This window comes from Streptomyces sp. NPDC051976 (assembly GCF_040680795.1).
Lineage (GTDB): Bacteria > Actinomycetota > Actinomycetes > Streptomycetales > Streptomycetaceae > Actinacidiphila.
Genome location: NZ_JBFAXL010000062.1, coordinates 1 through 24,975 on the forward strand (window position 1 = coordinate 1; position 24,975 = coordinate 24,975).

Below are 24,975 nucleotides of genomic sequence, written 5' to 3' on the forward strand. Positions count from 1 at the left end.
GTTAGGGGCGCGGGGAACTGCGCGCTCAGCCCCCACCGGGCCGGTGGTCCGAAAGCAACGCGTCTGCCCCACTGGGGCCGGTGGTGACGTGCAGGAGCGCGACGGCTGGTCGCGCAGTTCCCCGCGCCCCTGACGGGGCTAGGCACTACGCCAGCGCGGGCGGCTACGCCGAGTCGCGTTGGACCAGTTCGGTGGCCAGGACGACGTGCCGTCGAACGGAGGCGCGTTCGGCGATCTCTTCGAGAAGGACGCGCGCCATGGTGCGCCCCATCTCCTCGGTGGGCTGCCGGACGCTGGTGAGCGGCGGGTCCATGTGGCGGGCGATGGCAGAGTCCTCGAACCCGACGAGCGCCACATCGGTGGGCACCGAGCGCCCGGACTCCCGCAGTACCTGGCGCGCGCCCGCCGCCATGAGATCGGACGCGGCGAAGACGGCGTCGATCTCCGGGCGCCGGGCGAGGAGTTCGCGCATCGCGCGCCGCCCGCCCTCCTCGGTGAAGTCGCCGTGCGCGACCAGCGTCTCGTCGAGGCCGAGCCCGGCCTCGACCACCGCCTGCCGGTAGCCGTCGAGGCGGCAGCGGGCCACGTACATGTCCGGCGGCCCGGTGATGGTGGCCACGGCCCGCCGGCCGCGCGCCACGAGGTGGGCGACCGCGGCGCGCGCCCCGCCGACGTTGTCGGCGTCGACGTACGACACGGACTCCAGGTCGCTGCGGCGCCCGTTCAGCACCGCGGGCATCTCCAGCTGTTCGAGCAGATCCGGCAGCGGATCGTCCTCGTGCACCGACACCAGCAGCACGCCGTCCACCCGGTGGGCGGCGAGGTACTGGGCGAACCGGGCCCGCTCCTTGGGGGTGCGGATCAGCGTCAGCAGCAGCTGCATGTCGGTGTCGGCCAGCTCCGCGCCGATCCCCCGGATGATGTCGGAGAAGTACGGCTCGGCGAACAGCCGCGTCTCCGGCTCGGGGATGACGAGCGCGATCGCGTCGGTGCGGTTCCCGGCCAGCGCGCGGGCCGCCCGGTTCGGTACGTACCCCAGCTCGGCGATGGCGGCCTCGACCGCGGCCTTCGCTCGGTCGCTGACCCTCGGTGACCCGTTGATCACGCGGGAGACCGTGCCGCGGCCCACTCCGGCGCGCACGGCCACCTCCTCCAGGGTGGGCCTACCGCTGTGCCGCCCGTTCATGGCCACTGCCGCCTCCTGTACTCCACTGTGGCGCCACCTTAGCGCTCGCCGCTCCCACTCCGGAGAGTGCCTGAGAGCGCTCCCACCCAGCGTTCACCGTAGCGGCTCGTGAGCACGCCGTGCGTTCAAGAAATGACGGCGACTCCGCTCCGGACACGTTCCGGCAACGAAAAGGACTTCACATCTTGACACTGACCCCTCCCAGGCAGGAATGTTCCGGCAAGCCTAAGTGGGAGCGCTCCCACAACCCTGACACCCCGCGGCACCCGCGCGTCTCCCGGGGGACACACGGCGCCGCACGCCAGCACCAGCCTGACAAGGAGAGTGGAATGCGCACTTCCGGCAGAAGCCGCAAGGCCGCAGTCATCGCGGTCGCGGGGCTCGCGACCTGCGCGACCCTGATCACCGGTTGCAGCAGTGACAGCAAGTCCTCGGACAGCGGCGGCAAGGCGTCCTCCGGCACCGAGAAGATCACGCTGCACATCGGCGACTTCGGGTCGTTCGGCTACGACGACAAGACCGGCGCGAAGCTCTTCTCGGAGTACGAGCAGCTGCACCCGAACATCAAGATCGTCGAGGACAACGTCTCCGACGGCCAGCAGTACTGGGACTCGCTCAAGCTGCACCTGCAGCAGAACAGCGGCCTCGACGACATCCAGGCGATCGAGATCGGATACATCGCCGAGGCCATCCAGCCCAACCTGGCGTCGAAGTTCGTCGACTTCAAGAGCGTCAGCGGCTTCAACGCCGACGACTGGGTGAGCTACAAGGAGAAGGAGGCCACCACCGCCGACGGCAAGGTGATCGGCGTCGGCACCGACATCGGCCCGACCGCGATCTGCTACCGCACCGACTTCTTCAAGCAGGCCGGGCTGCCCACCGACCCGGCGCAGGTCTCCGCGCTGTGGAACGGCGACTGGGCGAAGTTCGTCTCGGTCGGCGAGCGGTTCAAGTCCAAGGCGCCCAGCGGCGTGGCCTTCACCGACTCGGCCGGCGGCCTGTTCAACGCGGTGCTGTCCAGCCAGTCGGCGCAGTACTCGGACGCCAGCGGCAAGCTCGTCTACGACTCCAGCCCCGGTGTGCAGACCGCCTGGACGCTGTCGGCCAAGGCGGTCCAGGAGGGCCTGACCGCCAAGCTGCAGCAGTTCGACTCCAACAACACGTGGTCGGCGGCGTTCAAGACCGGCAAGTTCGCCACCATCGCCTGCCCGAGCTGGATGACCGGCATGGTCGCGAGCAACTCCGGCCCGGCGAACAAGGGCAAGTGGGACATCGCCCAGCCGCCGCAGGCCGGCAACTGGGGCGGTTCGTTCCTGGCCGTGCCCAAGTCGGGCAAGCACACCGCCGAGGCGACCGCGCTGGCGCAGTGGCTGACCGCCGCCGCCCAGGAGGTCAAGGTCTTCCAGAAGTTCGGCAACATCCCGTCGAACAAGGCCGGTCTGGCCGACCCGGCGGTGCAGAACGCCACGAACGACTACTTCGGCACCTCCGGCGCGCCGATCGGGAAGATCTTCTCGACCACGGCCAACAACATCCAGCCCGCGCCGATCGGCCCGGACGACGGCACGGTCAAGGACATCATCACCAAGAACGGCCTGCTCGACATGGAGCAGCGCGGCACCTCCGCCGACAAGGCCTGGTCGAACGTCAAGGCCCAGGTCAAGGACAAGGTCGGCGAGTAATCCCGATCGGGGCCGCCCGGCAGTGACTCCTGCCTGCCGGGCGGTCCGTGTTCCCCCTCCCCAACCCCGGAAGGACGCCCCTCGTGGCCATCTCCGCCCCGCCGGCCGGCTGGCGCACCCGGCTCTACCGGCTGGACACCAAGGCGTCGCCGTACGCGTACATCGCCCCCTTCTTCCTCGTCTTCGCGGCCTTCGGGCTCTTCCCGCTCATCTACACCGGCTGGCTGTCACTGCACCATGTCGAGCTGGGCGACAGCGGCTCGGGGACCTGGGTGGGCTTCGACAACTACACGAGCCTGTGGGACAACCAGTTCTTCTGGAAGGCGCTGCGGAACACCTTCACGCTCGGTGTGATCTCCACGGTGCCGCAGCTGCTGATGGCCCTCGGCCTGGCCCATCTGCTCAACTACAAGCTGCGCGCCCGCGGTTTCTTCCGGGTCGCGGTGCTGGCGCCGTACGCCACCTCGATCGCGGCCGCCGCGCTGGTCTTCGTCCAGCTGTTCAACCCCGACTACGGGATGATCAACCAGTTCCTCGGGCACGTCGGTGTGCACGGCATCCGCTGGGACTCCTCCAAGTGGCCCGCGCAGATCGCCATCTCGGCGATCGTGACCTGGCGCTGGACCGGATACAACGCGCTGATCTACCTGGCCGCGATGCAGGCGGTGCCCGCCGATCTGTACGAGGCGGCGGCGCTCGACGGCGCCTCGCGCTGGCGGCAGTTCCTCAGCGTGACGATCCCCTCGATCCGCCCCACGATCTTCTTCACCATCATCGTGTCGACCATCGGCGCCACCCAGCTCTTCGGTGAGCCGCTGATCTACGGCGGCGGCGTCGGCCCGACCGGCGGCACCGACCACCAGTACCAGACGCTGAGCCTCTACATGTACGACAAGGGCTGGCAGGTCGGCCAGCTCGGCCAGGCGTCCGCGGTGGCCTGGGTGATGCTGCTGATCCTGCTGCTCATCGGCGCCGTGCAACTGCTCGTCCTGCGGTCCAACCGCCGGAAGCTGGGGGGCTGACCCATGGCTCAACTGACCGAGTCCGTCAAGCCGGCCGAGTCGCGCCGGCACTCCGCGCCGCCGCGCACCGCACGCCGCCGCAAAGTGCGTGCTGGTGGCGCCGGCAAGCAGCACGACGGCGGCCCCCTCGCGTATCTGTTCCTCATCCTCGCGGCGCTGGTCTCGCTGTTCCCGCTGTACTGGACGGTGGTGGCGGCCTCGCACACCGACACCGACATCGTCACCCCGCCGACGCCGCTGCTGCCCGGCAGCCATCTGATCGACAACCTCAAGATCGTCTGGGAACAGGTCGACATGACCAAGGCCCTGGTCAACTCGACGATCGTGGCCGGGTTCGTGTCGGTCAGCACGGTGCTCTTCGCGACGCTGGCCGGATTCGCCTTCGCCAAGCTGGAGTTCCGCGGCCGCAACGCGCTGCTGACCGTCGTGGTCGCCACGATGACGGTGCCGCCGCAGCTCACCGTGATCCCGCTGTACCAGATCATCACCAAGGCGGGCTGGGTCGGCCACCTCCAGTCGGTGATCCTGCCGTCGCTGGTGGCGGCCTTCGGTGTGTTCTTCATGCGGCAGTTCCTGGCCGAGGCGCTGCCGATCGAGCTGGTCGAGGCGGCGCGGGTGGACGGCGCGCACAGCCTGCGGATCATCTGGCACGTGGTGTTCCCGATCGCCCGCCCGGCGATGGCGGTGCTGGGGATGCTGGTCTTCGTCCAGTCGTGGAACGACTTCTTCTGGCCGTTCATCGCGCTCAGCCAGCAGAACCCGACGGTGCAGGTCGCGCTGGCCGGTGTCGGCTCCGGCAACCACCAGATCGACCACGCGGTCGTGGTGTGCGCGGCGCTGGTCGCCACCCTTCCGCTGCTGCTGGTCTTCGCGGTGCTCGGCCGGCAGATCGTCAGCGGCATCACCGCGGGTGCCGTGAAGAGCTGACCCCGACCGCCCCCGCCGGCCTCTCGCCCCGCCGGCCCTCTCCCCCGCTTACCCCTGATTCCCCTGGAGTCCCCTGTCATGACCGCTGTCCGCTCCGAGAGCACTGGACTCTCCACGAGCCCGCCCTCGCTCCGCTTCCCCCCCGGCTTCGTCTGGGGGGCGGCCACCGCCGCCTACCAGATCGAGGGCGCCGCGGCCGAGGACGGCCGCACCCCCTCGATCTGGGACACCTTCAGCCACACCCCCGGCCGGGTCCTCAACGGGGACACCGGCGACATCGCGGCCGACCACTACCACCGCTTCCGTGACGACGTCGCCCTGATGTCCGAACTCGGCCTGGGCGCCTACCGGTTCTCCGTCTCCTGGTCGCGGGTGCAGCCCACCGGCCGCGGCCCGGCCGTCCAGCGCGGCCTGGACTTCTACCGTTCGCTGACCGACGCGCTGCTGGAGCGCGGCATCACCCCGGTCGCCACCCTCTACCACTGGGACCTGCCGCAGGACCTGGAGGACATCGGCGGCTGGACCGTACGCGAGACCACCGAGCGGTTCGCGGAGTACGCGGGCATCGTGGCCGGCGCCATCGGCGACCGGGTCCCGTACTGGACGACGCTCAACGAGCCGTGGTGCTCGGCCTTCCTGGGTTACGGCTCAGGCGTGCACGCGCCCGGCCGTACCGAGCCGGAGTCCGCGCTGAAGGCCGCCCACCACCTCAACCTCGCCCATGGCCGGGCGATCGGGGTGCTGCGTTCCGTTCTCCCCGACACGGCGCAGACCTCGATCACCCTCAATCTGCACCAGATCCGGCCGGTCAGCTCCTCGGCCGCCGACCAGGACGCGGCCCGCCGGATCGACGCCGTCGGCAACCGGGTCTTCACCGGCCCGATCCTGGACGGCGCCTACCCCGCCGACCTGCTGGCCGACACCGCGCACCTGGTCGACTGGGAGTCGCTGGTCAAGGACGGCGACCTCGCGGAGATCAGCCGCCCGATCGACCTGCTGGGCATCAACTACTACACACCCACCCTGGTCTCCGACGGCCGCGACAGCACCCCCGGCACCGATCTGACCCGCAACGACGGGCACGGCGCCAGCGACCACTCGCCGTGGCCCGGGTCCGAGCACGTGGCCTTCCACCTGGCGCCCGGCGAGACCACCGCCATGCGCTGGGCGGTCGACGCCACGGCGCTGTACGACCTGCTGCAGCGGATCGCCCGCGAGCACCCGGGGCTGCCGATGATGGTCACCGAGAACGGCGCCGCCTACGACGACTACCTCTCCCCCGAGGGCGCCGTCAACGACCCGCAGCGGATCGCCTATCTACGCGGCCACCTCTCGGCCGTGCACCGCGCGGTCGCCGACGGCGCGGACGTCCGCGGCTACTTCCTGTGGTCGCTGATGGACAACTTCGAGTGGGCGTACGGCTACAGCAAGCGGTTCGGCGCGGTCTACGTGGACTTCAGCACCCAGCGCCGGATCCCGAAGTCGAGTGCGTACTGGTACGCGGCGGTCGCCCGCGACAACGTCCTTCCGCAGGAGGCGGACGAGGCGGGGCCGGGGGCCGTGGCGTCCTGACCCCGTTCGACGACCGCGGCCGGCCGCTCCTCTCCCGTGGGGGGGAGAGAGGAACGGCCGGCCGGTCGCAACGGCTGGTGGGGGGGTGTCAGCCGTTGAAGGAGGCGAAGGCCTTCGAGAACGCGCCCGCGCTCTGCGCGATCGAGCTGCACGTGGCGTCGGCCCACTGCTGGGCACCGCCGGCGCACTGCTTGTCGCGGGTCGCGGACCACATCGACAGCCACGCCAGGCCCTTGGTCTTGGCGAAGTTCGCGAGCTGGGTGGCGTCGGCGACGGTGAAGATCTCGCTGCTGACGTCGTTCACGCCGATCATCGGGGTCACCGCGATCTTCTTCCACGCGGCCGCGTCGGAGAGCCCGAGCACGCTCTTGACCTGCGCCTGGGTGGCGGTGGCGCCGTCTATCGCATACTGGCCCATGTCGCCGTTGAACGAGGCCCCGTAGTCCATCGCCATGATGTTGACGGCGTGGATGTCCACCCCGTTGCTCTTGGCGTTGCTCAGCAGGTTGATGCCGTCCTGGGTGAGGCCGGTCGGCATCGCCGGGAGGGTGTACGACACCTCCAGGCCGCTGTGGCTGCGCTGGAGTTGGGCGATGGCCTGGGCGCGGCGGGTGTTGGCCGCGCTGTCGGGCAGCGCGCCGCCCTCGACGTCGAAGTCCACCTTGGTGAGCTTGTACTGGTCGATCGCCTTGCCGTACGCGGCCGCCAGGTCGGAGGCCGAGGAGCAGGCGGAGGCCAGCTCGGTGCCGTTCGCGCCGCCGAAGGAGACGCGCACGTCACCGCCGGCCGCCCGCAGCGCGCCGATCTGTGCGGCCACCGCGTCGCTGCCCAGGTCGGTCACCCCGCCCCACTTCGGCACGCAGCCGCCGCCGGAGACGACGAAGGCCAGGTTGAACTGCTTGACGCCGTTCGCCTTCGAGGCCGCCACCAGGTCGTACGCGGGGTACAGCGAGGTGTCCACGTACGGCGCGAAGCCGCCGCTCGCGGTGGAGCCGGGGCTGGTCGGGGTGGGCGTGGGAGTCGGCGTCGCGGTCGCGGTCGGCTTGGCCGTCGGGGTGGCCGTCGGCTTCGCGGTCGGCGTCTGGGTCGGGCCACTGGTCGGGGTCCCGGTGGGGTGGCCGGTGGGAGTCGGCGTCGGGCCGTCGGAGACCGAGCACTTCGCGTTGTTGATCAGGCAGTTGAGCGGGTCGCCCGCGGTGCCCTTCGACGTCGTCACGAAGCCGACGTCCACCTTGCCGCGCGCCGCGATCGTGGCGTTCCAGCTCGCCGCGGTGACGGTCACCGTCTGACCCGACATCGTGTACGAGCCGTTCCACAGCGAGCTGATGGTGGTCCCCGACGGCAGGTCGAACTTCAGCGTCCACCCCGTCAGCGGGCTGCCCGTCTCGTTCGTGATCTCGTACTGCCCGGTGTAACCGCCGGTCCAGCCGCTGGTCTTGCTGTACACCGCGCCCACCGACGCGGCACTCGCCGACCCGGCCAGCGCGAAGGCGCCGCCCGCGACGGCGGCGACAGCGGTGACCCCGCCGATGAACTGGACCTTGCGGCTGGGGCGGCGGCGGTGCGTGGTTGCCATCTGGAGCCTGCCTCTGTGACTGGGGGAGGGGGACGCGGCGTCACGCTAGCGCCCCCGGATCGGACAAAAACCCAGTTCAGGACCGTGGACCCACTTCTTATGTCGGGCTTAAGGAAGGGAAAGGGGGCCGTTAAACAAGCCACCCCTCACGGGCCCCGCGAAGGCCGCGCGGCCCTGACAGGTGTCAGGACCGCGGGACGGTGGCGGCAGCGGTCCGGCTACGACTTGGCGGGGCGGCGGTTCAGGGGGGTGCGGCGGCGGTGGCCCGGGGTGGGGTGGGGCGAGGCGGCGGGGTCGGGGGTGAGGGCGAGCCAGAGCCGGATCTCGGCGCCGCCGAGGACGGAGCGGCCGACGGCCAGGTCGCCGCCGGTGGACTCGGCGACGCGGCGCACGATGTCGAGGCCGAGTCCGGTGGAGCCCTGGCCGCCGTCGCCGTGGCCGCGCCGCAGCGCCGCCGCGGGGTCGGCCACGCCCGGCCCGGCGTCGGAGACCAGCACGATGACGGCGTCCTCGCCGCGGTGGACGTCGACCGCGAAGGCGGTGCCCTCCGGGGTGTGCCGGAAGACGTTGCCGAGCATCGCGTCGAGCGCGGCGGCCAGTTCGGCCCGCGCCACCGGGACCCGCACGGGCTTGTCGGCCCCCGCCGAGCGCACCTCGCGGCCCTCGTCCTCGGCGAGCGCCGACCAGAACGCCATCCGGTCGCGTATCACCTCGGCCGCGTCGCACCCCACGGCGGCGGGCGCGTGGCTGCGCTGCTCGCGGGCGGCGCGGATGATCTGGTCGACCTCGCGTTCGAGCTGCGCGACGGCGGCCCGGGTCTGGTCGGCGGCCGGACCGTCGCCGAGGGAGGCGGTGTTGAGCCGCAGCACGGTGAGCGGGGTGCGCAGCCGGTGCGACAGGTCGGCGGCCAGCTCCCGCTCCCCGGCGAGGAGTTGGTTGACCTGGTCGGCCATCGCGTTGAACGCGGCCGCCGCGGACCGCAGTTCGGTGGGCCCGGCCTCCGGTACCCGTACCGCCAGGTCGCCCTCGCCGAGTTGCTGGGCGGCGCCCGCCAGCCGTACCGCGGGGCGGATCATCCGGGTGCCGAGCCGGTCGGCGATGGCCACCGAGCCGACGATCAGGCCGACGCCGACCGCGGCCAGCAGCAGCCAGGCGGTGGCCACCCCGCGGGTGATGTCGCCGTCCGGCACGAAGACCTCGACCACCGCGACCGTCCCCGAACTCACCGCCGTCGGCTGGAGCAGCGCGTACCCGCCGGGCACGTGCACCGTCGCCGCCTCGCCGTACTTCGACGCGCTGTCCAACGCGGCGGCCGTGGCGTGGAAGCGGCCGATCTCGACGGTCTGGGTGCCGGGGGTTGCCGGTACCCGCAGCGCGATCCGGGACTCGGCCCCGGCCTGGGTGGTGGCGACGGCCCGTTCCAGCTCGGCGCGGTCGGTGGTGATGGCCAGCGCGGGCCCGATCGCGGCGGCCTGCCGCTCGGCGCTGGTGAGCGCCCGGTCCCTGGCCATCTCCTTGACGACCAGGCCGAGCGGTACGGCGAAGGCGATCACGACCATCGCCGTGACCGCCAGGCACACCTTGACCAGGGCCCATCTCACAGCGGGCGCTCCACGACCGGTGGTTCCAGCTTCACGCCCACCCCGCGCAGGGTGTGCAGATAGCGCGGCCTGGCCGCCGTCTCGCCGAGCTTGCGCCGCAGCCACGACAGGTGCACGTCGATGGTCTGGTCGTCGCCGTACGACTGCTGCCAGACCTCGGCGAGCAGTTCGCGGCGCCCCACGACCACACCGGGCCGGGCGGCGAGGAACGCCAGCAGGTCGAACTCGCGCCGTGTCAGGTCGAGGACGACGCCGTCGAGGGTGGCCGCGCGCCGCCGCACGTCGATGTGCAGGCCGCCGACATGGATCAGCGCGTCGGCGGGGGGCGCGGCGGAGCGGCTGTTGGCGCGGCGCAGCACCGCGGCCAGCCGGGCCGACAGGTGCTCGACGGAGAACGGTTTGATCAGGTAGTCGTCCGCGCCCGCGTTGAGCAGCCGCACCACCTCGGCCTCGTCGTCACGCGCGGTGGCGATGATCACCGGGACGTCGCTGAGCCCGCGCAGCATCTTCAGCGCCTCCGACCCGTCGAGGTCGGGCAGGCCGAGGTCCAGGATCACCACGTCGAAGCCGACCTGCGCGACCTCGCGCAGCGCCTCCAGGGCCGTGCCCACACTGCGTACGGTGTGGGCGGCCTCGGTGAGGTGCCGGATGAGGGCGGAGCGCACGAACTGGTCGTCCTCGACGACGAGCACACTTGCCATGCGCGGCAACCTAGCCCATCCGGGGCAACCCGTTCCTCTTCGGTGACGGATCCGCGGTGTACACGCCGGGGCACAGGGGGGCGCATCGGACGCGTGTTCCCGGCGGCCGCGGGGGTACGGCAGTATGGCGCGGGTGCACAGAGGACTTCTCCACGCCGCCGCGTGGATGCTGGCCACCGCGGTGGCCGTGACGCTGTCGTGGTTCGGCGTCCACTCCGTGCTGCGTACTGCCTACGACCCGCCGCGGGCACTGCCGGTCTCCGACCTCGGCCCGCCGGTCGCCTCGTCCACGCACCGCCCGAAGCCGCCGGAGACCCGTTCGCCCACCTCCCCCGCCACCACACCCCCGTCGGCCTCCCCGACCCGCACCACCAAGGCGCCGCTGCCGCCCAAGCGGCCGCCGGGCACGCCCCGCTCCACCTCGTCGGCCAGCAGCGACACCGGCAATGTGCACAGCTACACGGTCGACGGCGGCCGGGTCGCCCTGGACCTCGGCCCCACCTCGGCCTCGCTGGTCTCCGCCACGCCCAACCCGGGCTGGCAGATGCAGGTCTGGACGCAGGACGGCTGGCTGCGGGTGACCTTCACGCAGACCTCGGGCGGCGGCTCGTCGTCGGTCTTCTGCACCTGGAACGGCCATCCGCCGACGGTCGAGGCGTTCGAGGACTAGGTCCTGTCCGGCGGATCGTGGCGGCCCAGGCGAGCCCCGGCGTTCGCGGTCTCAGTCGAAGACGGCCGGCGGTGGGGGCGGTGAGGCGGCGGCCGTCGCGTCGGTGACCACCGCCGCGCCGCCCGCGAAGTCGGCCAGCGCGCGGCCGTGTTCGACCCGGCCGGGGTGCGGGTCGGAGGCGACCCTGCGGGTCAGCTCGGCGACCGGCAGCTCGTGGTCGGCGGCGAGCAGGATCAGGTTCCCGAACCGCCTGCCGCGCAGCACCGCGGGGTCCGCGGCGAGGCAGACCTGCGCGAACGCGGCGCGTACGGTGGCGATCTGGGTGCGCAGGAAGGCCAGCGCGCCGCCGTCGGTGAGGTTGGCCGCGTAGGTCCCGTCCGGGCGCAGCACCCGCCGCACCTCGGCGAGGAACTCCGCGCTGGTGAGGTGGGCGGGGGTGCGGGCACCGCCGAAGACATCGGCGATCACCAGGTCCGCCCAGCCCTCGGGGAGCTTCGCCAGGCCCGCCCGCGCGTCACCGCCGCGCACCTTGATCCGCCATCCGCGGTCCCACGGCAGCTCGGCCCGCACCAGCTCGGTGAGCGCCGTGTCCAGCTCGATCACCTGCTGGGTGGAGCGCGGCCGGGTGTGGGCGGTGTACCGGGCCAGGGTGAGCGCGCCGCCACCCAGGTGCAGCACTTGCAGCGGGCGGCCGGGCGGCGCGGCCAGGTCCACGATGTGGCCGAGCCTGCGCTGGTACGAGAAGTCCAGGTGGGCGGGGTCGTCGAGGTCGACATGGGACTGCGGCGCGCCGTCGACGAGCAGGCTCCAGCCGCGCGGCCGCTCACGGTCGGGGCGGAGTTCGGCGAGTCCGCCGTCCACCGGGGCGGTCACCGCCTCCGGGGTACGCGCTCTGCCGCCACCGCCCTGCCGTCTTCCTGCTGCCATGCTCCGATTATCGGCCCGGCGCGCGGTGGTCCCGCACGTCAGCGACGCGCCGCACCTCGCTCGCCCGGTAGCCGTCGGCCAGCTCAATGGTGCGGGCCGCGGTGCCGAGCGCCGCCCGCAGCACCGCCGGGTCGGTCACGGCGGTGTCGGTGTGCGGCGGCACCAGCCAGCCGGTGTCCTCGACCGGCGGCTCGCCGTCCAGCACCAGCCCGCGGCCGTCGGTCCTCGTACACGAACTGCCGGGCAGGTCCCAGCAGTCCGCGGTGCCCGGCGGCACCAGGAAGCCGAGGCGGTCCCCCGCGTTGTCGTGCAGCACCGGGCCCACTCCGGTACTCAGCCGCAGGATGTCCACCGCTTCGAGACCCTGCCTGGCCGGCACGGTCACCAGCTCGCACGGCGGCGGCAGTTCGCTGCGCTCCGTGCTCGGACCCGACGTGTGTGACCCGCTGGTGTCCAACAAGGCAACTCTCCTCACGCTCACGATGTGATCGGCGCCACACCGTTACAACGCGTCGTGGCGTCAACGGCTACGCCGGATTCATGCCGTAAGGGGTGGCGTTTCATGGCGGATGGTGCGTGAGATATCCGTTTTGTACGGGAATTCGTGCTTTGTGGGTACCCGGACGCCGGTACCGTCGTCCCGCCGCCGAGCGGCACCGTCCGTCCGGGAGTGTCCGTCATGACGTCGTCCGCCGCTTCCTCCTCCCCCGTTCCCGTCGCCAACACCGCCTTCCGGCGGGTGCGGGGCGGTCTGTCGCCGGGCGAGTTCGCGGCCGCGGTACGGCGGGCGGCGCGGGAGATCGGCGAGCAGGTCAGCTGCGACGCCCGGTACATCGGGCGGCTGGAGGCGGGCGAGATCCGCTGCCCCAACTACGCCTACGAGCGGGTCTTCCGCCATATGTTCCCCGGCCTCACCCCGGCGGACCTCGGCTTCGCCCCACGCCAGGCGGTCCGCGGCCGGCGGGCGGCGGCCGCGGCCGCCCCCACGCAAGAGCCCATTCCCCACCCAATGTCCGGTCCGATGTACGAGGAGAGCGACGTGCTGCGTCGCGCGTTCATGAACGGCGGCTCGGCCGCCATCGCCGCCGCACTGATCCCCGCGCAGGGCGGCCGCCGCCGTACGACGGCACCGACGGGGGCCGACGAGGTCCGGGCGGTCCACGAGGCCGTCCGGCGAATCCGGCTGCACGACGACCGGCACGGCGCCGAGGGGCTCTACGACACGGCCGGTGACGCGCTCAGGACCGCCTACCGGCTGCTCGACGAGAGCGCGTACGGCCCGGCGGCCACCGCCGGGCTGGCCGCCGGGGCCGGTGAACTCGCCGTGTCCGTCGGCTGGCTGGCCCACGACTCCGGCCGCCTCGCCGAGGCGCGCTCCTACTACGCCGAGGCGCTGGCCACCTCCCGGATGGCCGGTGACCAGGCACTCGAGGTGCACGCCTTCTGCAACACCGCCTTCCTCGCCCGGGACGCGGGCCGCCCCCGCGAGGCGGTACGGGCCGCGCAGGCCGCCCAGTTGCTGGCCCGCGGCTTCGGCTCGCCCCGGCTGCTGGCGCTGCTCTCCCTGCGGGAAGCGGGCGGCCGTGCGGGGCTCGGTGACCAGCGCGGCTGCGAGCGGGCGCTGGCGCGGGCCCAGTCGCTCTTCGCGGCGGGGCCGCGGGACGCGGATCCCGGCTGGATGAGTTTCTTCGGCGAGGCCGAGCTGGCGGGGCTCGAGGCCCAGGCGTGGTCGGCCCTCGGCGTCCACGGCAGGGCCGCCGAGGCCGCCCGCGCCGCGGTCCGCCTCCAGGACCCGCACTTCACCCGCAACACCGCGCTCTACGAGGCCGAGCTCGCCGTCAACCTGGCCCGCTCGGGCCACCCCGAGGAAGCCGCCGCCGCCCGCACCCGCGCCCACCGCCTCCTCACCCACATCGGCTCGGCCCGCATCCGCACCCTGCTCACCAGCGCGGCCTAGGGGGTCGGGGGCCGGGGGTTCCGGCGAAGGGCCTCGAAATCGGATATTTACGGCGCTTCTGGCGCTTCGTCATCGGCGGACTCTTCCCCGCCACAAATATCCGGCAGCATTTCGAGACCCTCCGCCTGCACCCCCGGCCCCCTCAGGCTTTTCGACCCCAGTCGACCGGTAGCCAACATCCGACCCGGGAGGGGACATGGCGGGGTGTCCCCGCAGGGCGCCGAACACTCCCCCCGCAGAAGCCAATACACCCGGCAAGTGTTTGGCGCCCGAGGAGATACCCCGCCAGGGCCCCGACCCCACCCACGCGGAGCAGGCGCAGACGTCAGCCGAGGTGCCCGGTGTCGTTCCAGCGTTCGAGGGCGGGCGCGGCGTAGGCCCAGCCGAGGATGGAGAGGGAGGCGGGGTCGAGGCGGAGGGAGGCGGCGAAGGTCGGGGGAAAGCCGAGCCAGCGGGCGCCGAGGGTGCGCAGGAAGTGGCCGTGGGCGAAGACGAGGACGTCGCGGTCGGCGGACCGGGCCCAGGAGATGACGTCGTCGGCCCGTGCCGCGACCTCGGCCAGCGGTTCGCCGCCGGGGACCCCGTCCCGCCAGATGTTCCAGCCGGGCCGCATGGCCTGCAGCTCGGCGGGCGTCAGCCCCTCGTAGGTGCCGTAGTCCCACTCCAGCAGGGCGTCCCACTCCTTGGCGCGCCCGTCGCCGAACCCGGCGAGATCGCAGGTGGCCGAGGCCCTGACCAGCGGGCTCGTCCTGACCTCCACGTCGGGCAGGCCGCCCCAGGGTTCCCGCCGCAGCCGCTCACCGAGCACGGCCGCGGTCCTGCGGCCCTCCGCGGTCAGCGGAATGTCGGTGCGCCCGGTGTGCCGCCCGGACAGGGACCATTCCGTCTGGCCGTGCCTGACCAGAAGGATGCGCGGAGCCATGCGGCGGAGCCTTTCCTCGGGAGCGGGCCCCCATTCTCGCTCAGAGCCCGTGCCCCCCTCCGAGCAGGCCCTCCAGCATCGCGTCGAGCCCGTGCTCGTACTGCGCGCCGCCGTCGTCCTGCACGCGCAGCAGTTCCGGCGCGAGGCTGACCAGGGCCGGGTAGCGGTCGGCGGACAGCGCGCCGAGTTTGCTGTGCACCCGCTCGCGTACCCCCTCCTCGCACATCGCCCGGGCCCGCCGGGTGTTCCACAGCGCGGACCCGACCGTGTACTGCATCAGGGCGACATGGGCGCGGGCGGCGTCGGTGCGGTCGAGGCCGGTGCGGCGCAGCAGTTCGAGCATGCGGTCGATGACCGCGATCGCGTCGTCGCCGCGCAGCGGGCGGATGGTGAGCAGCTGGAGCGCGGAGGGGTGCTCGGTGAACAGCCGGTAGACACCCCTGCAGACCTCCCGGAGTTCACCCCGGGGGTCGCCCGCGCCGGTGGAGGGAAGCTCTATCGTGTCCATGAGCCGCTGCGCGACGGCGTCGCTGATCTCGTCCTTGCCACGGAAATGGGAGTAGACCGCCATGGTGCCGACCCCCAGTTCCTCGGCGAGGGCGCGCATGGTGAACGCCTCGGCGCCGTCGCGGTCGAGCAGGGTGATGGCGGCATCGAGGATACGGTCGGGGTTGAGCGAATTGCGGGGTGCGCGGCGCCGTGGGGAGCGGACCGGCTCAGTGACGGACATCGGAATCTCTGGTTTCTCGTCCTTGAGTACCTCGCGGCGGGCAACCCGGAGGAGCGGACCGGGCGTCCTGTGCTACGCATACCCTGCCACGAGAGGTTGAACACCGTACGAACTCGGTGTTCCAGCGAAAATCCCGAGGCGGTGTGCGTACGGTCTAACGTACGTCGTACGGTAGAGGGTACGCCAAAAGAGTCCACGACCGCCTCCGCGGCCAACGGAGAACCTGGAGAGACGTCCGCATGACGATCACCGCCACCGCGCCGCGAGCCGCCTCCTACCGAGGCAGGTTGCGCTGGTGGACCGAGCTACCGCTGATCGCCATCATCTATGGCCTGTACTCGGCGGGACGGCTGCTGGTCCGCGGTGACGTGGACGACGCCGTCGGGCACGGCGTCGACATCCTGCACTTCGAGCAGTGGCTGCACCTGGACCCGGAGGGCTGGTTCAACCAGCTCTTCACGGACCACGCCTTTCTGGGCGTGCCCGCGGACTTCGCCTACGCCTCGCTGCACTACATCGTGACGCCGACGATCCTGGTCTGGCTGTGGCGCCGCCGCCCCACCCACTACCGGGTGGCCCGCACCTGGCTGCTGATCTCCACCCTGATCGGCCTGATCGGCTTCACCACGCTGCCCACCGCCCCGCCGCGGCTGATCGGCGGCCACGGGTTCATCGACACCATGCAGCAGTACGGCTCGTACGGCTGGTGGGGCGGCGACGCGAGCGCGCCGCGCGGGATGGGACATCTGACCAACCAGTACGCGGCGATGCCCAGCCTGCACGTGGGCTGGTCGCTGTGGTGCGGGATCATGCTGTGGCGCTACGGGCGCAACTGGTTCGTCCGCACCCTCGGGGTGATCTACCCGCTGATGACCGCCCTGGTCGTGATGGGCACCGCCAACCACTACCTGCTGGACGCCGCTGCCGGTGTCGCGGTGATGGGCCTCGGCTTCCTGCTGGCCAAGCCCGCCCTGCGGGTGGTCGACAAGCTGCACAACCGCTACGGGCGCGTCCTCCACGACGGCTCGGCCGACGGCGCCTCGCACGAGGTCGCGTCCCACAAGGTGCCCGCGCAGCGGCCGACGTCCCCGCAGGACGCGCCCGCCGCGGCCGTGGACGGCGACCGCGCGGAGGGTGACCGGGCGGAGTCCGGGGACGGCCGTCCGGCGGGAGAACACGCCGGACGCGGCCGGATGTCCTAGCCGGGTGCCACACTTTCGCGGGTGAGCACTACGCACGACTCGCTACGGGAGCGGCTGACCGCGCTGCGCGGTCCCGGTGTCTCCCCCCGTCCGCTCGACGCCCGGGCGCTGGCCGCCCTGGCCGCCAACCCCGGCTGCCGCAGACGGGCCCTGCTGGACGCCGCCGGGGTCGACAAGGGCGCCGTCGCCGAAGTGCTGGGCGCGCCCGCCCGGTTCGGCCAGTCGCGGTTCGCCTTCTCCCGGGGGCACGCCTTCGAGGCGCGGGTGAAGCGGGACGACTGCGCGGAGCTGCTGCGGCTGCTGGGCGCCGAGGGCGCGGGCGGGACGGCCGCCGTGGTCCCCGACCTGTCGGCGCCGGGCCCCGAGGGGCGGGCCGCCCGCACCCGGCTGGCCCTGGAGGAGGCCGGTGAGCGGGCCGCCGCGGGGGTCTGGACGCTGCTCGACCACCCGCTGCTGGCGCTGGAGGTCGCGGGCTCGGTGGCGTATCTGGAGCCGGACGCGGTGGCCGTCGCGCCGGACGGCCGCTGGACGGTCGTGGAGATCAAGTCCTTCCCGATCCTGGACGGCGGCGCCGACGCGCTGAAGGTCGGCGCGGCGGCCCGGCAGGCGGCGGTCTACGTCCTCGCGCTCGACGAGGTGACCGCGGGGCGCGCGCGGCCCGACGTGCTGCTGGTCTGCCCGAAGGACTTCTCCAACCTGCCGACCGCCGAGTGGGTCGACGTACGCAAGCAGCTCTCGGTCACCCGGCGGCAGTTGGCCCGGCTCACCCGGATCGAGGAGATCGCCGCCGCCCTGCCCGAGGGCGCCACCTTCGACCTGCGGTACGCCGACGACGGCCGCACCGCCACCCGCCCGCGGCTGGAGCTGACGGCCGCGGTGGACGCCGTGCCCGCCGCCTACGCCCCCGAGTGCCTGTCCACCTGCGAACTCGCCTTCCACTGCCGCGACCGCTCCCGCGCCGACGGCTGCGTGGAGTCCCTGGGCCGCTCCCTGCGCGCCGACCTCGGCACCCTCACCACCGTGGAGGCCGTCCTGTCCGCCGCCACTGCCCACTCCGGCGACCCCGCCGACCCCGCGGTGGCCGCCCTCCGCCGCGCCGCGACCCTCCGGGCGGAAGCGCTGCGCGCGGCGGAACCCGTCCCGGTCGCCGCTCCCCGGCAAGGGGCGCGTGCGGAAACGGAGGAGCGGGCGTGTCGTTGATGGAGACGCTGGCGCGGGCGGAGGCTGTGGCCGGGGGGCGGGCGGTGCCTGCCGCGACCGTGCGGCACCGGTATCTGGCGGCGGAGCCGCTGGTGTTCGTGCCGCTCACCACCGCGGGTGAGGCGGGCGCGCCGCTGGGGGCGCTGATCGGCACCCGGCGGGAGGACCCCACCCTGCTGGTGGTGCCGCAGCCCCTCGACCGCGACCTGCGGTTCGCCTTCTTCGCGGGGCTGGCCGACGCCGCGCTGCCGCGGATCGAGGAGTACACGCGGGAGGTGGAGATCGAGCCCGCCACCCGTAACCGGGAGGAGAGCGAGGTCTGCGCCGACGCCGTGCAGATCGTGGTGCCCAACAGCGCGGCGCTGGAGTACGTACGCCTGCTCGGCCGCTCCACGCGCTTCCTGCGCACCGTCGAGGACAGTGACGCCCCGCACCCGGTGCCGGTGCCGGTGCCGCTGCTCGGCCGGTGGCTGACGCACTACGCGGAGCGGGCCCGTACGCCCGGCAGCGCGCTGCTGGTGGCGATGACCGAACTGCTCACCCGGCACTGGGCGACCGGGCAGTCCTCGATGGAGGACCAGCACCTGGGCGCGCTGCTCGCCTGGATAGCGCCTCCGCCGGGCAGCGACGGGGCGACCGCCGCGGAGAGCGCCCAGACCGACCGCGGCAAGGACGGCCTGCTGCTCAGCCCGCCCGCGGGCCCGGCCACCGACCCGGTCTTCGACAACGCGGCGCTGGCCCCGGCGATGGCCCGTTACGACGCGGCGCGGGCCGCGACCGGCCCGGACGCCGCCCGCGCGGTCGCCGCCGCGGAGGAGGAGGTGCGGCGGCTCGTGGCGTCGCAGCTGCTGCCGACCTGGGACGACGTGTGGCGCGGTCTCGACCTGCTGCGCGCGCTGCCGGAGGCCGCGCATGTGGCGGACCGCTGGAAGCGGGACCGCTGGTCCTTCACCGGGCACCGCGACCGGCTGGCGGCGGGCGAGCCGCCGCAGCCCAAGCGGGACGGCGCCATCGCCGCCGCCCAGAAGCTCGCGGGCCGTGAGACCGCGCAGGCCAGGCTGGCCGCGCAGGAGGCGCTGGACGACCCGCTGACGATGGCCGCCCGCAGACTGGCCGGTGAGGCGGTCGCGGGCGAGATCACCGCGGTGGAGATGGCGTACTCCGACGGCAAGCGGCCGATGCCCCGCCCCCTCCTGACCCTGCTGACCGACGACCGCCCACAGGCCGAACCGGGGACGAAGGCGTACCGCGCTGTCCCCGGCGCCCGCTCGGCGCAGTCCGCGGAACTGGTGTCGGTCGAAGCGGCGGACACGGCGAGCGTGGGTGGGGCGGCGAAGGCAGCCGACGCGGGCGCGGCCGGGGCGGCAGACGCGGTGGGCGCGGCGGATGCAGCGGACGCGGGCGCGTGGGAGATGTCGGGCCCGGCCACCGGCGGGCGCGCCCGCGTCGTGGTGCGGCTGACCGGGGGGATGGGGAGCGGGCGCGTCCCGAAGGAGGGTTCGGTGCCCGGGCCCGGCGACCGCGTGGTCTTCACCTTCTTCGAGCACGATCCGCGCGGCGGGCCCGGCCTGCCGGAGCCGCAGGACACGCCATGGACGCACGGGGGGCCGCCGGACGCGGCCGCGCCGCCGGAGCGTCCCGACCCCGTGACGGCGGAGGACTATCTGTGACGCAGGACGTACCGGGACCCGCCGGCCGGCAGGCCGCGGCTCCCGCGCAGGCGCGCGGCTTCGACCCCGGGGCGGAGGCCGCCGCCGCGACCTCGGCGATCCTGGAGAGCACGCTGCGCGGCACGGCCCGCGGTGTCGTGGTCGACTCGCCGCCGGGGGCGGGCAAGTCCACCCTGGTGGTGCGGGCGGCCCGCGAACTGGCCGCCGCGGGCGAGTCGTTGATGATCGTGGCGCAGACCAACGCGCAGGTCGACGACCTCGCGGACCGGCTGGCGAGCGCCGAGCCCGACCTCGCGGTCGGCCGTCTGCACGGCGCCGACTCCCCGCCCGACCCCGCGCTCGACCGGCATCCGTCGCTGCTGAAGTCCAGTGCGGTGGCGGATCTGCGGCCGTGCAAGGTGGTCATCGCGACCGCCGCGAAGTGGGCGTACGTGAAGTCCGCCGACGCGGAGCCGTGGCGGCACGCGATCGTGGACGAGGCGTACCAGATGCGCTCGGACGCGCTGCTGCAGGTGGCGGGGTTGTTCGAGCGGGCGCTCTTCGTGGGCGACCCGGGGCAGTTGGACCCGTTCAGCGTGGTGGGCGCGGAGCAGTGGGCGGGGCTGAGCTACGACCCGTCGGCGAGCGCGGTGGTCACCCTGCTCGCGCACAACCCGGGGCTGCCGCAGCACCGGCTGCCGGTGTCCTGGCGGCTGCCCGCGTCGGCGGCGCCGCTGGTGTCGCGGGCCTTCTACCCGTACACGCCCTTCCGCAGCGGCACCGGGCAGGGCGACCGGCGGCTGGCGTTCGGGGTGCCGGGGGACGGCGGCGGTCCGGACCGGGTGCTGGACGAGGCCGCGGAGAGCGGCTGGGGGCTGCTGGAGCTGCCCGCCCGGCACACCCCGCGCACCGATCCCGAGGCGGTACGGGCGGTGGCCCTGGTGGTGCGGCGGATGCTGGACCGCGGCGGGCTGACGTACTCGGAGTCGGCGTCCGGGCCCGCGCCGCTGACCGCGGACCGGATCGCGGTCGGCACCGCGCACCGCGACCAGGCGGCGGCGGTGCGCGGCGCGCTGGCGGAGCTCGGGGTGCCGGGCGGCGTCGGCGGGGTGACCGTGGACACCGCGAACCGGCTGCAGGGCCGCGAGTTCGACGTGACCGTGGTGCTGCACCCGCTGTCGGGGCGGCCGGACGCGACCGCCTTCCATCTGGAGACGGGGCGGCTGTGCGTGCTGGCCTCCCGGCACCGGCACGCCTGCGTCGTGGTGTGCCGGGCGGGCGTCGCCGACCTGCTCGACGAGCACCCGTCCTCCGAGCCGGTACAGCTCGGGGTGACGGTGAAGTTCCCTGACGGCTGGGAGGCCAACCACGCGGTCCTGGCCCACCTCGCGGAACACCGGGTGAGCTGGCGCCCCTGAGGCGCCGCCCGCCGCGGCCGTAGAGGGGCTTGCCCCCGCGCGGGACAATGGAGGGCGTGAACGATCCGGGAGGTATCCGAATGACCGAGCCGCAGTCGGCTCAGAACCCGCGCAAGAGCGCGCCGCAGTACAGGCGACCGGCGTCACTGGCCTTCGAGCCGGCCGCGGCCGTCGCCGACCCCGAGCACTTCTTCGATCTGGAGTCGATGGAGGACCCGGCGCGGATGCTGGCCCGGGCCACCGAGCTGGCGCTGGCCTTCCGGGCCGCGGCCGAGCGGGCCACCGAGTTCCAGGCGATAGCGGCGGCGCAGCTCGCCGATCCGCGGCGGTTCGACCGGCTGACGTACGCCCGGCTCGCCGAGCAGGCGGGGTGGACCGAGGACTACGCCAAGCGGATGGTCGAGTACGGCGAGGGTCTGATCGCGGGCCGCGGCGGGACGCCCTGACGCCGTCGCGGCGCCGCGTCACCCACCGGTCGCCGGGGAGTCACCCGCCGGACACCGGGCGGAAATGTACCCCATGTCCCGTGTCGGCGTGGTGAATTCGGGCGAATTGACAGACCGTCAACCCGATGGCGAGTACATGTAGACGCCATGGATGAATGGCAGCGCGCCACCGCGAACTCCTCGTTAGCCGACGCCGTCACGGAATGCGTCACCGATGCCGTCAGCGACGCCGTGTCGCTGGCCGTCTCGGAGGCCCAGCGGCGGCAGCACACCGCGTTCGTCACCGCCGAGGGCGCCGCCTGGCTCGCCTCCGCCAGCGCCTTCCCGCGCAGCGTCGAGGCGCTGTGGTCGGCCCGGCCCACCGCGCCCAGCGTGCTGCCCTGCGGTATCGCCTTCGACGTGGTGAACCTGCCCGCGCTCTTCGGCCGCCGTCTGCTGGAGCGGTTGTGGGCCGGTGGCCCCGGCAGCGGTCCGGTGGCCGTGCACCGCGGCCGGTTCCTGCTGCTGGTCGCACCCGGCACCGCGCAGCGGCTGCCGGCGCTGCTGGGCTGGGAGGAGTGGGGCGGCGCGATGCCGCCGATCGTGTGCCACGGCCTCGGCGACGCGGTGACCGTACCGCCGCTGCACGCGGAGCCGGACGGCCCGGAGGCCGCCGACGGCGACGGTGCCGCCGTGTCCCGCTGGGTGGTCGCGCCCGACACCCGGCACCCCTATCTGCCGGGGGCGGACGTGCTGCTCTGGGCGTGTGTGCGGGCCGCCAGGCCCGGCCCGGCGAGAACCGCTCCCGCCCTGGTCAGGGCACCCGGACGGGCCTGATCCATTTCGATTTCCACTCCTCGCTGACCGGATGCTAAGGTCTACGACGTCAGCAGGCGCCGCTAGCTCAGTTGGTTAGAGCAGCTGACTCTTAATCAGCGGGTCCGGGGTTCGAGTCCCTGGCGGCGCACAGACGGTCGAAGGCCCCTCGCGGAAGCGGGGGGCCTTCTTCGTCCCCGCCCGGGTGGCCGCCGACCCCCGCCCCGACGACCCTGGAGCCATGGTGCAGTGGCTGTCCGACGCGTACCGCACCCGGATCGTGGACACCGGAAGGGAACCGCTGTTCCTGCTGCTGCTCGGGCTGATCGGGTCGTTCCTCTTCATCCGGTTCAGCGTCCGGATGATCCGCCGCGGGGTGAAGTGGTGGCCGGGCAACGTCAAGCCGGGCGGGCTCCACATCCACCATGTGGTCTTCGGCCAGGCGATGATGCTGATCGGCGGCATCGGCTCCTTCGCGGTCCGCGGCGGCCCCGTGGCGCACGACGTGCTGGCCGTGGTGTTCGGCGTCGGCTGCGGGCTGGTGCTCGACGAGTTCGCGCTGGTGCTGCACCTCAAGGACGTCTACTGGAGTGAGCAGGGCCGCCAGTCCGTCGACGCGGTGATCCTCGCGGTGGCGGTGATCGGACTGCTGCTGATCGGGCAGGCGCCGCTGGGCGGATTCGTCGGCGGCGGGTGGGGGCAGTACGCGACCGGCGCGGTGCTGCTGCTGTTCGTGGTGGTGTGTCTGTCCAAGGGCAAGGTGTGGACCGGGCTGCTCGGGGTGATGCTGCCGCTGCTGGCGGTGGTCGGCGCGCTGCGGCTGGCCCGCCCGGCGAGCCCCTGGGCGCGCTGGCGGTACACCTCCCGGCCGCGGCGGATGGCCAGGGCGGAGCGGCGCGAGGACCGTATCCACCGCAGGATGGTGGCGGCCAAGACGGCCGTGATGGACGCGGTGGCGGGTGCCCCGCTGCCGTCGCCCGGCCCCTCGAAGCCCCGGCCCAGGACCACCATCGTGGATCTGCCGCCGTCCCGCCTGGAGCGGCTGCTGGCGGATGTGCTGCCGCCGCTGCGGCGGCCCGGCGCGGCCTTCGCCGTCTGGTACCTGCGGGTGGCGGCCGCCGTGAACGTGGTCACCGGCGCCATCGCGCCCTTCCGCGACCGGGTGCGGGCCGCCACCGACGGCGAGTACTTCACCGCCTTCCTGGTCAGCCCCGGCTTCACCGGCGCCGTGCTCGCCCTGGTGCTCTCGGTCAGCCTGCGCCGCCACAAGCGCGCCGCGTGGATCGTCACCACCGTGCTGGCCGCCGGGTACGGGGCACTGTGCTGCGCCGGTGTGGTGGCGGTGCCGGAGAGCCGCGGGCACCCCTTCAACTGGGTCTCGCTGGCGCTGACCGGTCTGGTGCTGGTCGCGCTGCTGGTGTCCCGGCCGGTGTTCAACGTGCGCGGCGAGCGCGGCAACATCTGGCTGGGGCTGCTCTCCTTCGTCGTGGGCAGTGTGATCGCGGTGGGCCTGGGGACGCTGCTGGTGCACGCCACCGACAAGCCGCCGCCGCCCGACTGGGGCGCCAGCCTGCGCTACACGCTGCTGCGGGTGCTCACCGTCTCCGGGCTGTTCGAGCTGCCGGAGATCTCGGTGCCCGCCTGGACGGACCTGGCCATCAACATCCTCAGCGTCGCGCTGATGCTCGTCGTGCTGCTCGCCTTCTTCCGTTCGCCGCGCGGCCGGGCCCGGCTGCGCCCCGCGGACGAGCGGCGGCTGCGGGCGCTGCTGCGGGTGCACGGGCGGCGCGACTCGCTCGGGTACTTCGCGCTGCGCCGCGACAAGTCGGTGTGCTGGACGACGGGGCGGGACGCCGCCGTGCTCTACCGGGTGGTCAACGGGGTCGCCCTGGCCTCCGGCGATCCCGTCGGCGCCCGCGACGCGTGGCCGGGCGCGGTCGCCCACTGGCTGGACACCGCGGGCCGCCACGCCTGGGTGCCGGCCGTCAGCAACGCCGGGCCCGCGGCCGCGGTGGTCTACGAGGCGGCCGGTTTCCGCTCGCTGCTCGCCGGTGACGAGGCGGTGGTGCAGGTCGGGCCGTTCGCGGCGGCCTTCGCGGGCGGCGACGTACGGCTGGCGGCGCTGCGGCAGGCACACGCCCTGGTGGCGGCGGGCGGGTACACCGTACGGCTGCGGCGGCACCGCGAGATCGACGCGGCCGAGCTGCGGCGGCTCGGCCATCTCGCCGACGCCTGGCGGCGGCACTCCGCCGAGCGCGGTTTCTCGGTGGCGCTGGGGCGGCTCGGCGACCCGGCGGACGGCGACTGCCTGCTCGCCGAGTGCCTGGACGCGCACGGCCGCACCTGCGCGCTGCTCGGTTTCGTCCCCTGGGGTCCCGACGGGCTCACCCTGGACCTGCTGCGGCGCGACCGGGAGTCCGGGCGGGCGCCGGTCGACTTCCTCATCACCGAGGTGCTGCTGGGCGCCCACGCCGGGACCGGCCCGCTGGCGGGGATCGGCCGGGTCTCGCTGAACTTCACCGCCTTCCGCAGCGCGCTGACCTCCCGGGTCCGCCGCGCGCCGCTGCGGCTGCTGGCGCGGCTGGGCCATCTCACCGAGCGCGAGCGGGCCTACGCCGCGTTCGCGCCGCGCTGGCAGTCCCGCTATGTGCTGTACGAACGCCCGACGGACCTGCCCCGGGTGGCGGCGGCCTCCGCCATCGCCGAGGGCTTCCTGACGGCGCCGCGGCTGCGCCGCCGCCAGGAAGCCCTGCTGCCGCCGGAGCCCGGCACGCCGGAGGAGGCGTGACCCG

The 24,975-nt window shown here is 73.4% G+C and carries 21 protein-coding genes and 1 tRNA gene; 14 read left to right on the plus strand and 8 right to left on the minus strand.

Features of this window, described 5'->3' with window-relative positions; genetic code table 11:
* Positions 1-163: 163 nt before the first annotated feature.
* Positions 164-1,186, minus strand: coding sequence for a LacI family DNA-binding transcriptional regulator (locus AB0M29_RS37535; protein WP_365391309.1), 1,023 nt, complete (start codon positions 1,184-1,186; stop codon positions 164-166).
* Positions 1,187-1,515: 329 nt separating this feature from the next.
* Between AB0M29_RS37535 and AB0M29_RS37540 the strand changes: the two genes are divergently transcribed.
* From AB0M29_RS37540 to AB0M29_RS37555, 4 genes are all read left to right on the plus strand, one after another.
* A complete protein-coding gene (locus AB0M29_RS37540; RefSeq protein ID WP_365391247.1) occupies positions 1,516-2,868 on the plus strand; it encodes an ABC transporter substrate-binding protein in 1,353 nt (450 codons plus the stop codon).
* Between the two features lie 83 nt (positions 2,869-2,951).
* Positions 2,952-3,890 carry a sugar ABC transporter permease gene (locus AB0M29_RS37545; protein WP_365391248.1) on the plus strand — a complete coding sequence of 313 codons (939 nt, stop codon included), beginning with the start codon at positions 2,952-2,954 and terminating at the stop codon, positions 3,888-3,890.
* 3 nt (positions 3,891-3,893) lie between these two features.
* Positions 3,894-4,817 (plus strand): carbohydrate ABC transporter permease, encoded by a 924-nt coding sequence (locus AB0M29_RS37550; protein WP_365391250.1) that lies wholly within the window; start codon positions 3,894-3,896, stop codon positions 4,815-4,817.
* A gap of 78 nt (positions 4,818-4,895) precedes the next feature.
* A complete protein-coding gene (locus AB0M29_RS37555; RefSeq protein WP_365391252.1) occupies positions 4,896-6,389 on the plus strand; it encodes a GH1 family beta-glucosidase in 1,494 nt (497 codons plus the stop codon).
* Positions 6,390-6,477: 88 nt separating this feature from the next.
* Here AB0M29_RS37555 and AB0M29_RS37560 read toward each other — a convergent pair whose 3' ends face one another.
* The 3 genes from AB0M29_RS37560 to AB0M29_RS37570 form a co-directional block, all read right to left on the minus strand.
* Entirely contained in the window at positions 6,478-7,965 is a 1,488-nt protein-coding gene (locus AB0M29_RS37560; protein ID WP_365391254.1) for a cellulose binding domain-containing protein, read from the minus strand.
* A gap of 218 nt (positions 7,966-8,183) precedes the next feature.
* Positions 8,184-9,566 carry a HAMP domain-containing sensor histidine kinase gene (locus AB0M29_RS37565; protein WP_365391256.1) on the minus strand — a complete coding sequence of 461 codons (1,383 nt, stop codon included), beginning with the start codon at positions 9,564-9,566 and terminating at the stop codon, positions 8,184-8,186.
* Positions 9,563-10,267 (minus strand): response regulator transcription factor, encoded by a 705-nt coding sequence (locus tag AB0M29_RS37570; RefSeq protein WP_365391258.1) that lies wholly within the window; start codon positions 10,265-10,267, stop codon positions 9,563-9,565. Before AB0M29_RS37570 ends, AB0M29_RS37565 begins: the two co-directional genes overlap by 4 nt.
* Positions 10,268-10,391: 124 nt before the next feature.
* Between AB0M29_RS37570 and AB0M29_RS37575 the strand changes: the two genes are divergently transcribed.
* Positions 10,392-10,937, plus strand: coding sequence for a hypothetical protein (locus AB0M29_RS37575; protein WP_365391260.1), 546 nt, complete (start codon positions 10,392-10,394; stop codon positions 10,935-10,937).
* 51 nt (positions 10,938-10,988) lie between these two features.
* On the opposite strand, the gene AB0M29_RS37580 is transcribed toward AB0M29_RS37575, so the two are convergent.
* Entirely contained in the window at positions 10,989-11,864 is an 876-nt protein-coding gene (locus AB0M29_RS37580; RefSeq protein WP_365391262.1) for a fused MFS/spermidine synthase, read from the minus strand.
* Positions 11,865-11,871: 7 nt separating this feature from the next.
* A complete protein-coding gene (locus AB0M29_RS37585) occupies positions 11,872-12,270 on the minus strand; it encodes a hypothetical protein (protein ID WP_365391311.1) in 399 nt (132 codons plus the stop codon).
* A 273-nt stretch (positions 12,271-12,543) separates the two neighbouring features.
* Between AB0M29_RS37585 and AB0M29_RS37590 the strand changes: the two genes are divergently transcribed.
* Entirely contained in the window at positions 12,544-13,821 is a 1,278-nt protein-coding gene (locus AB0M29_RS37590) for a tetratricopeptide repeat protein (RefSeq protein ID WP_365391264.1), read from the plus strand.
* A 325-nt stretch (positions 13,822-14,146) separates the two neighbouring features.
* Here the strand turns inward: AB0M29_RS37590 and AB0M29_RS37595 are convergent, their stop codons facing one another.
* Together AB0M29_RS37595 and AB0M29_RS37600 are read right to left on the minus strand one after the other, a co-directional pair.
* A complete protein-coding gene (locus AB0M29_RS37595) occupies positions 14,147-14,743 on the minus strand; it encodes a histidine phosphatase family protein (RefSeq protein ID WP_365391266.1) in 597 nt (198 codons plus the stop codon).
* Positions 14,744-14,783: 40 nt separating this feature from the next.
* Positions 14,784-15,473: a TetR/AcrR family transcriptional regulator gene (locus AB0M29_RS37600; RefSeq protein ID WP_365391268.1), complete on the minus strand. Its 690-nt coding sequence runs from the start codon at positions 15,471-15,473 to the stop codon at positions 14,784-14,786.
* Between the two features lie 239 nt (positions 15,474-15,712).
* Here AB0M29_RS37600 and AB0M29_RS37605 point away from each other — a divergent pair, with 239 nt between their 5' ends.
* From AB0M29_RS37605 to AB0M29_RS37640, 8 genes are all read left to right on the plus strand, one after another.
* Positions 15,713-16,675, plus strand: coding sequence for a phosphatase PAP2 family protein (locus AB0M29_RS37605; protein WP_365391270.1), 963 nt, complete (start codon positions 15,713-15,715; stop codon positions 16,673-16,675).
* A 21-nt stretch (positions 16,676-16,696) separates the two neighbouring features.
* Positions 16,697-17,875, plus strand: a complete 1,179-nt coding sequence (locus tag AB0M29_RS37610) for a hypothetical protein (RefSeq protein ID WP_365391272.1) — start codon at positions 16,697-16,699, stop codon at positions 17,873-17,875.
* Positions 17,866-19,545 carry a hypothetical protein gene (locus tag AB0M29_RS37615; RefSeq protein WP_365391274.1) on the plus strand — a complete coding sequence of 560 codons (1,680 nt, stop codon included), beginning with the start codon at positions 17,866-17,868 and terminating at the stop codon, positions 19,543-19,545. Before AB0M29_RS37610 ends, AB0M29_RS37615 begins: the two co-directional genes overlap by 10 nt.
* A 98-nt stretch (positions 19,546-19,643) precedes the next feature.
* Entirely contained in the window at positions 19,644-20,942 is a 1,299-nt protein-coding gene (locus AB0M29_RS37620) for an AAA family ATPase (RefSeq protein ID WP_365391312.1), read from the plus strand.
* 80 nt (positions 20,943-21,022) lie between these two features.
* Positions 21,023-21,388, plus strand: a complete 366-nt coding sequence (locus AB0M29_RS37625; protein ID WP_365391275.1) for a hypothetical protein — start codon at positions 21,023-21,025, stop codon at positions 21,386-21,388.
* 147 nt (positions 21,389-21,535) lie between these two features.
* The gene (locus AB0M29_RS37630) at positions 21,536-22,204 is read left to right on the plus strand and encodes a bifunctional DNA primase/polymerase (RefSeq protein ID WP_365391276.1); all 669 of its coding nucleotides are present in this window, start codon (positions 21,536-21,538) and stop codon (positions 22,202-22,204) included.
* Between the two features lie 56 nt (positions 22,205-22,260).
* Positions 22,261-22,334 (plus strand) — tRNA-Lys (locus tag AB0M29_RS37635).
* A gap of 90 nt (positions 22,335-22,424) precedes the next feature.
* Positions 22,425-24,971, plus strand: a complete 2,547-nt coding sequence (locus tag AB0M29_RS37640; protein ID WP_365391278.1) for a phosphatidylglycerol lysyltransferase domain-containing protein — start codon at positions 22,425-22,427, stop codon at positions 24,969-24,971.
* Positions 24,972-24,975 lie beyond the last annotated feature (4 nt).

What these genes read in the sequence shown, in the direction of transcription:
- AB0M29_RS37535 (WP_365391309.1), bottom strand. Translation starts at nt 1,186, where the DNA reads ATGAACGGGCGGCACAGCGGTAGGCCCACCCTGGAGGAGGTGGCCGTG.
- AB0M29_RS37540 (WP_365391247.1), top strand. Translation starts at nt 1,516, where the DNA reads ATGCGCACTTCCGGCAGAAGCCGCAAGGCCGCAGTCATCGCGGTCGCG.
- AB0M29_RS37550 (WP_365391250.1), top strand. Translation starts at nt 3,894, where the DNA reads ATGGCTCAACTGACCGAGTCCGTCAAGCCGGCCGAGTCGCGCCGGCAC.
- AB0M29_RS37555 (WP_365391252.1), top strand. Translation starts at nt 4,896, where the DNA reads ATGACCGCTGTCCGCTCCGAGAGCACTGGACTCTCCACGAGCCCGCCC.
- AB0M29_RS37560 (WP_365391254.1), bottom strand. Translation starts at nt 7,965, where the DNA reads ATGGCAACCACGCACCGCCGCCGCCCCAGCCGCAAGGTCCAGTTCATC.
- AB0M29_RS37570 (WP_365391258.1), bottom strand. Translation starts at nt 10,267, where the DNA reads ATGGCAAGTGTGCTCGTCGTCGAGGACGACCAGTTCGTGCGCTCCGCC.
- AB0M29_RS37575 (WP_365391260.1), top strand. Translation starts at nt 10,392, where the DNA reads ATGGCGCGGGTGCACAGAGGACTTCTCCACGCCGCCGCGTGGATGCTG.
- AB0M29_RS37580 (WP_365391262.1), bottom strand. Translation starts at nt 11,864, where the DNA reads ATGGCAGCAGGAAGACGGCAGGGCGGTGGCGGCAGAGCGCGTACCCCG.
- AB0M29_RS37590 (WP_365391264.1), top strand. Translation starts at nt 12,544, where the DNA reads ATGACGTCGTCCGCCGCTTCCTCCTCCCCCGTTCCCGTCGCCAACACC.
- AB0M29_RS37595 (WP_365391266.1), bottom strand. Translation starts at nt 14,743, where the DNA reads ATGGCTCCGCGCATCCTTCTGGTCAGGCACGGCCAGACGGAATGGTCC.
- AB0M29_RS37600 (WP_365391268.1), bottom strand. Translation starts at nt 15,473, where the DNA reads ATGTCCGTCACTGAGCCGGTCCGCTCCCCACGGCGCCGCGCACCCCGC.
- AB0M29_RS37605 (WP_365391270.1), top strand. Translation starts at nt 15,713, where the DNA reads ATGACGATCACCGCCACCGCGCCGCGAGCCGCCTCCTACCGAGGCAGG.
- AB0M29_RS37625 (WP_365391275.1), top strand. Translation starts at nt 21,023, where the DNA reads ATGACCGAGCCGCAGTCGGCTCAGAACCCGCGCAAGAGCGCGCCGCAG.
- AB0M29_RS37630 (WP_365391276.1), top strand. Translation starts at nt 21,536, where the DNA reads ATGGATGAATGGCAGCGCGCCACCGCGAACTCCTCGTTAGCCGACGCC.
- AB0M29_RS37640 (WP_365391278.1), top strand. Translation starts at nt 22,425, where the DNA reads ATGGTGCAGTGGCTGTCCGACGCGTACCGCACCCGGATCGTGGACACC.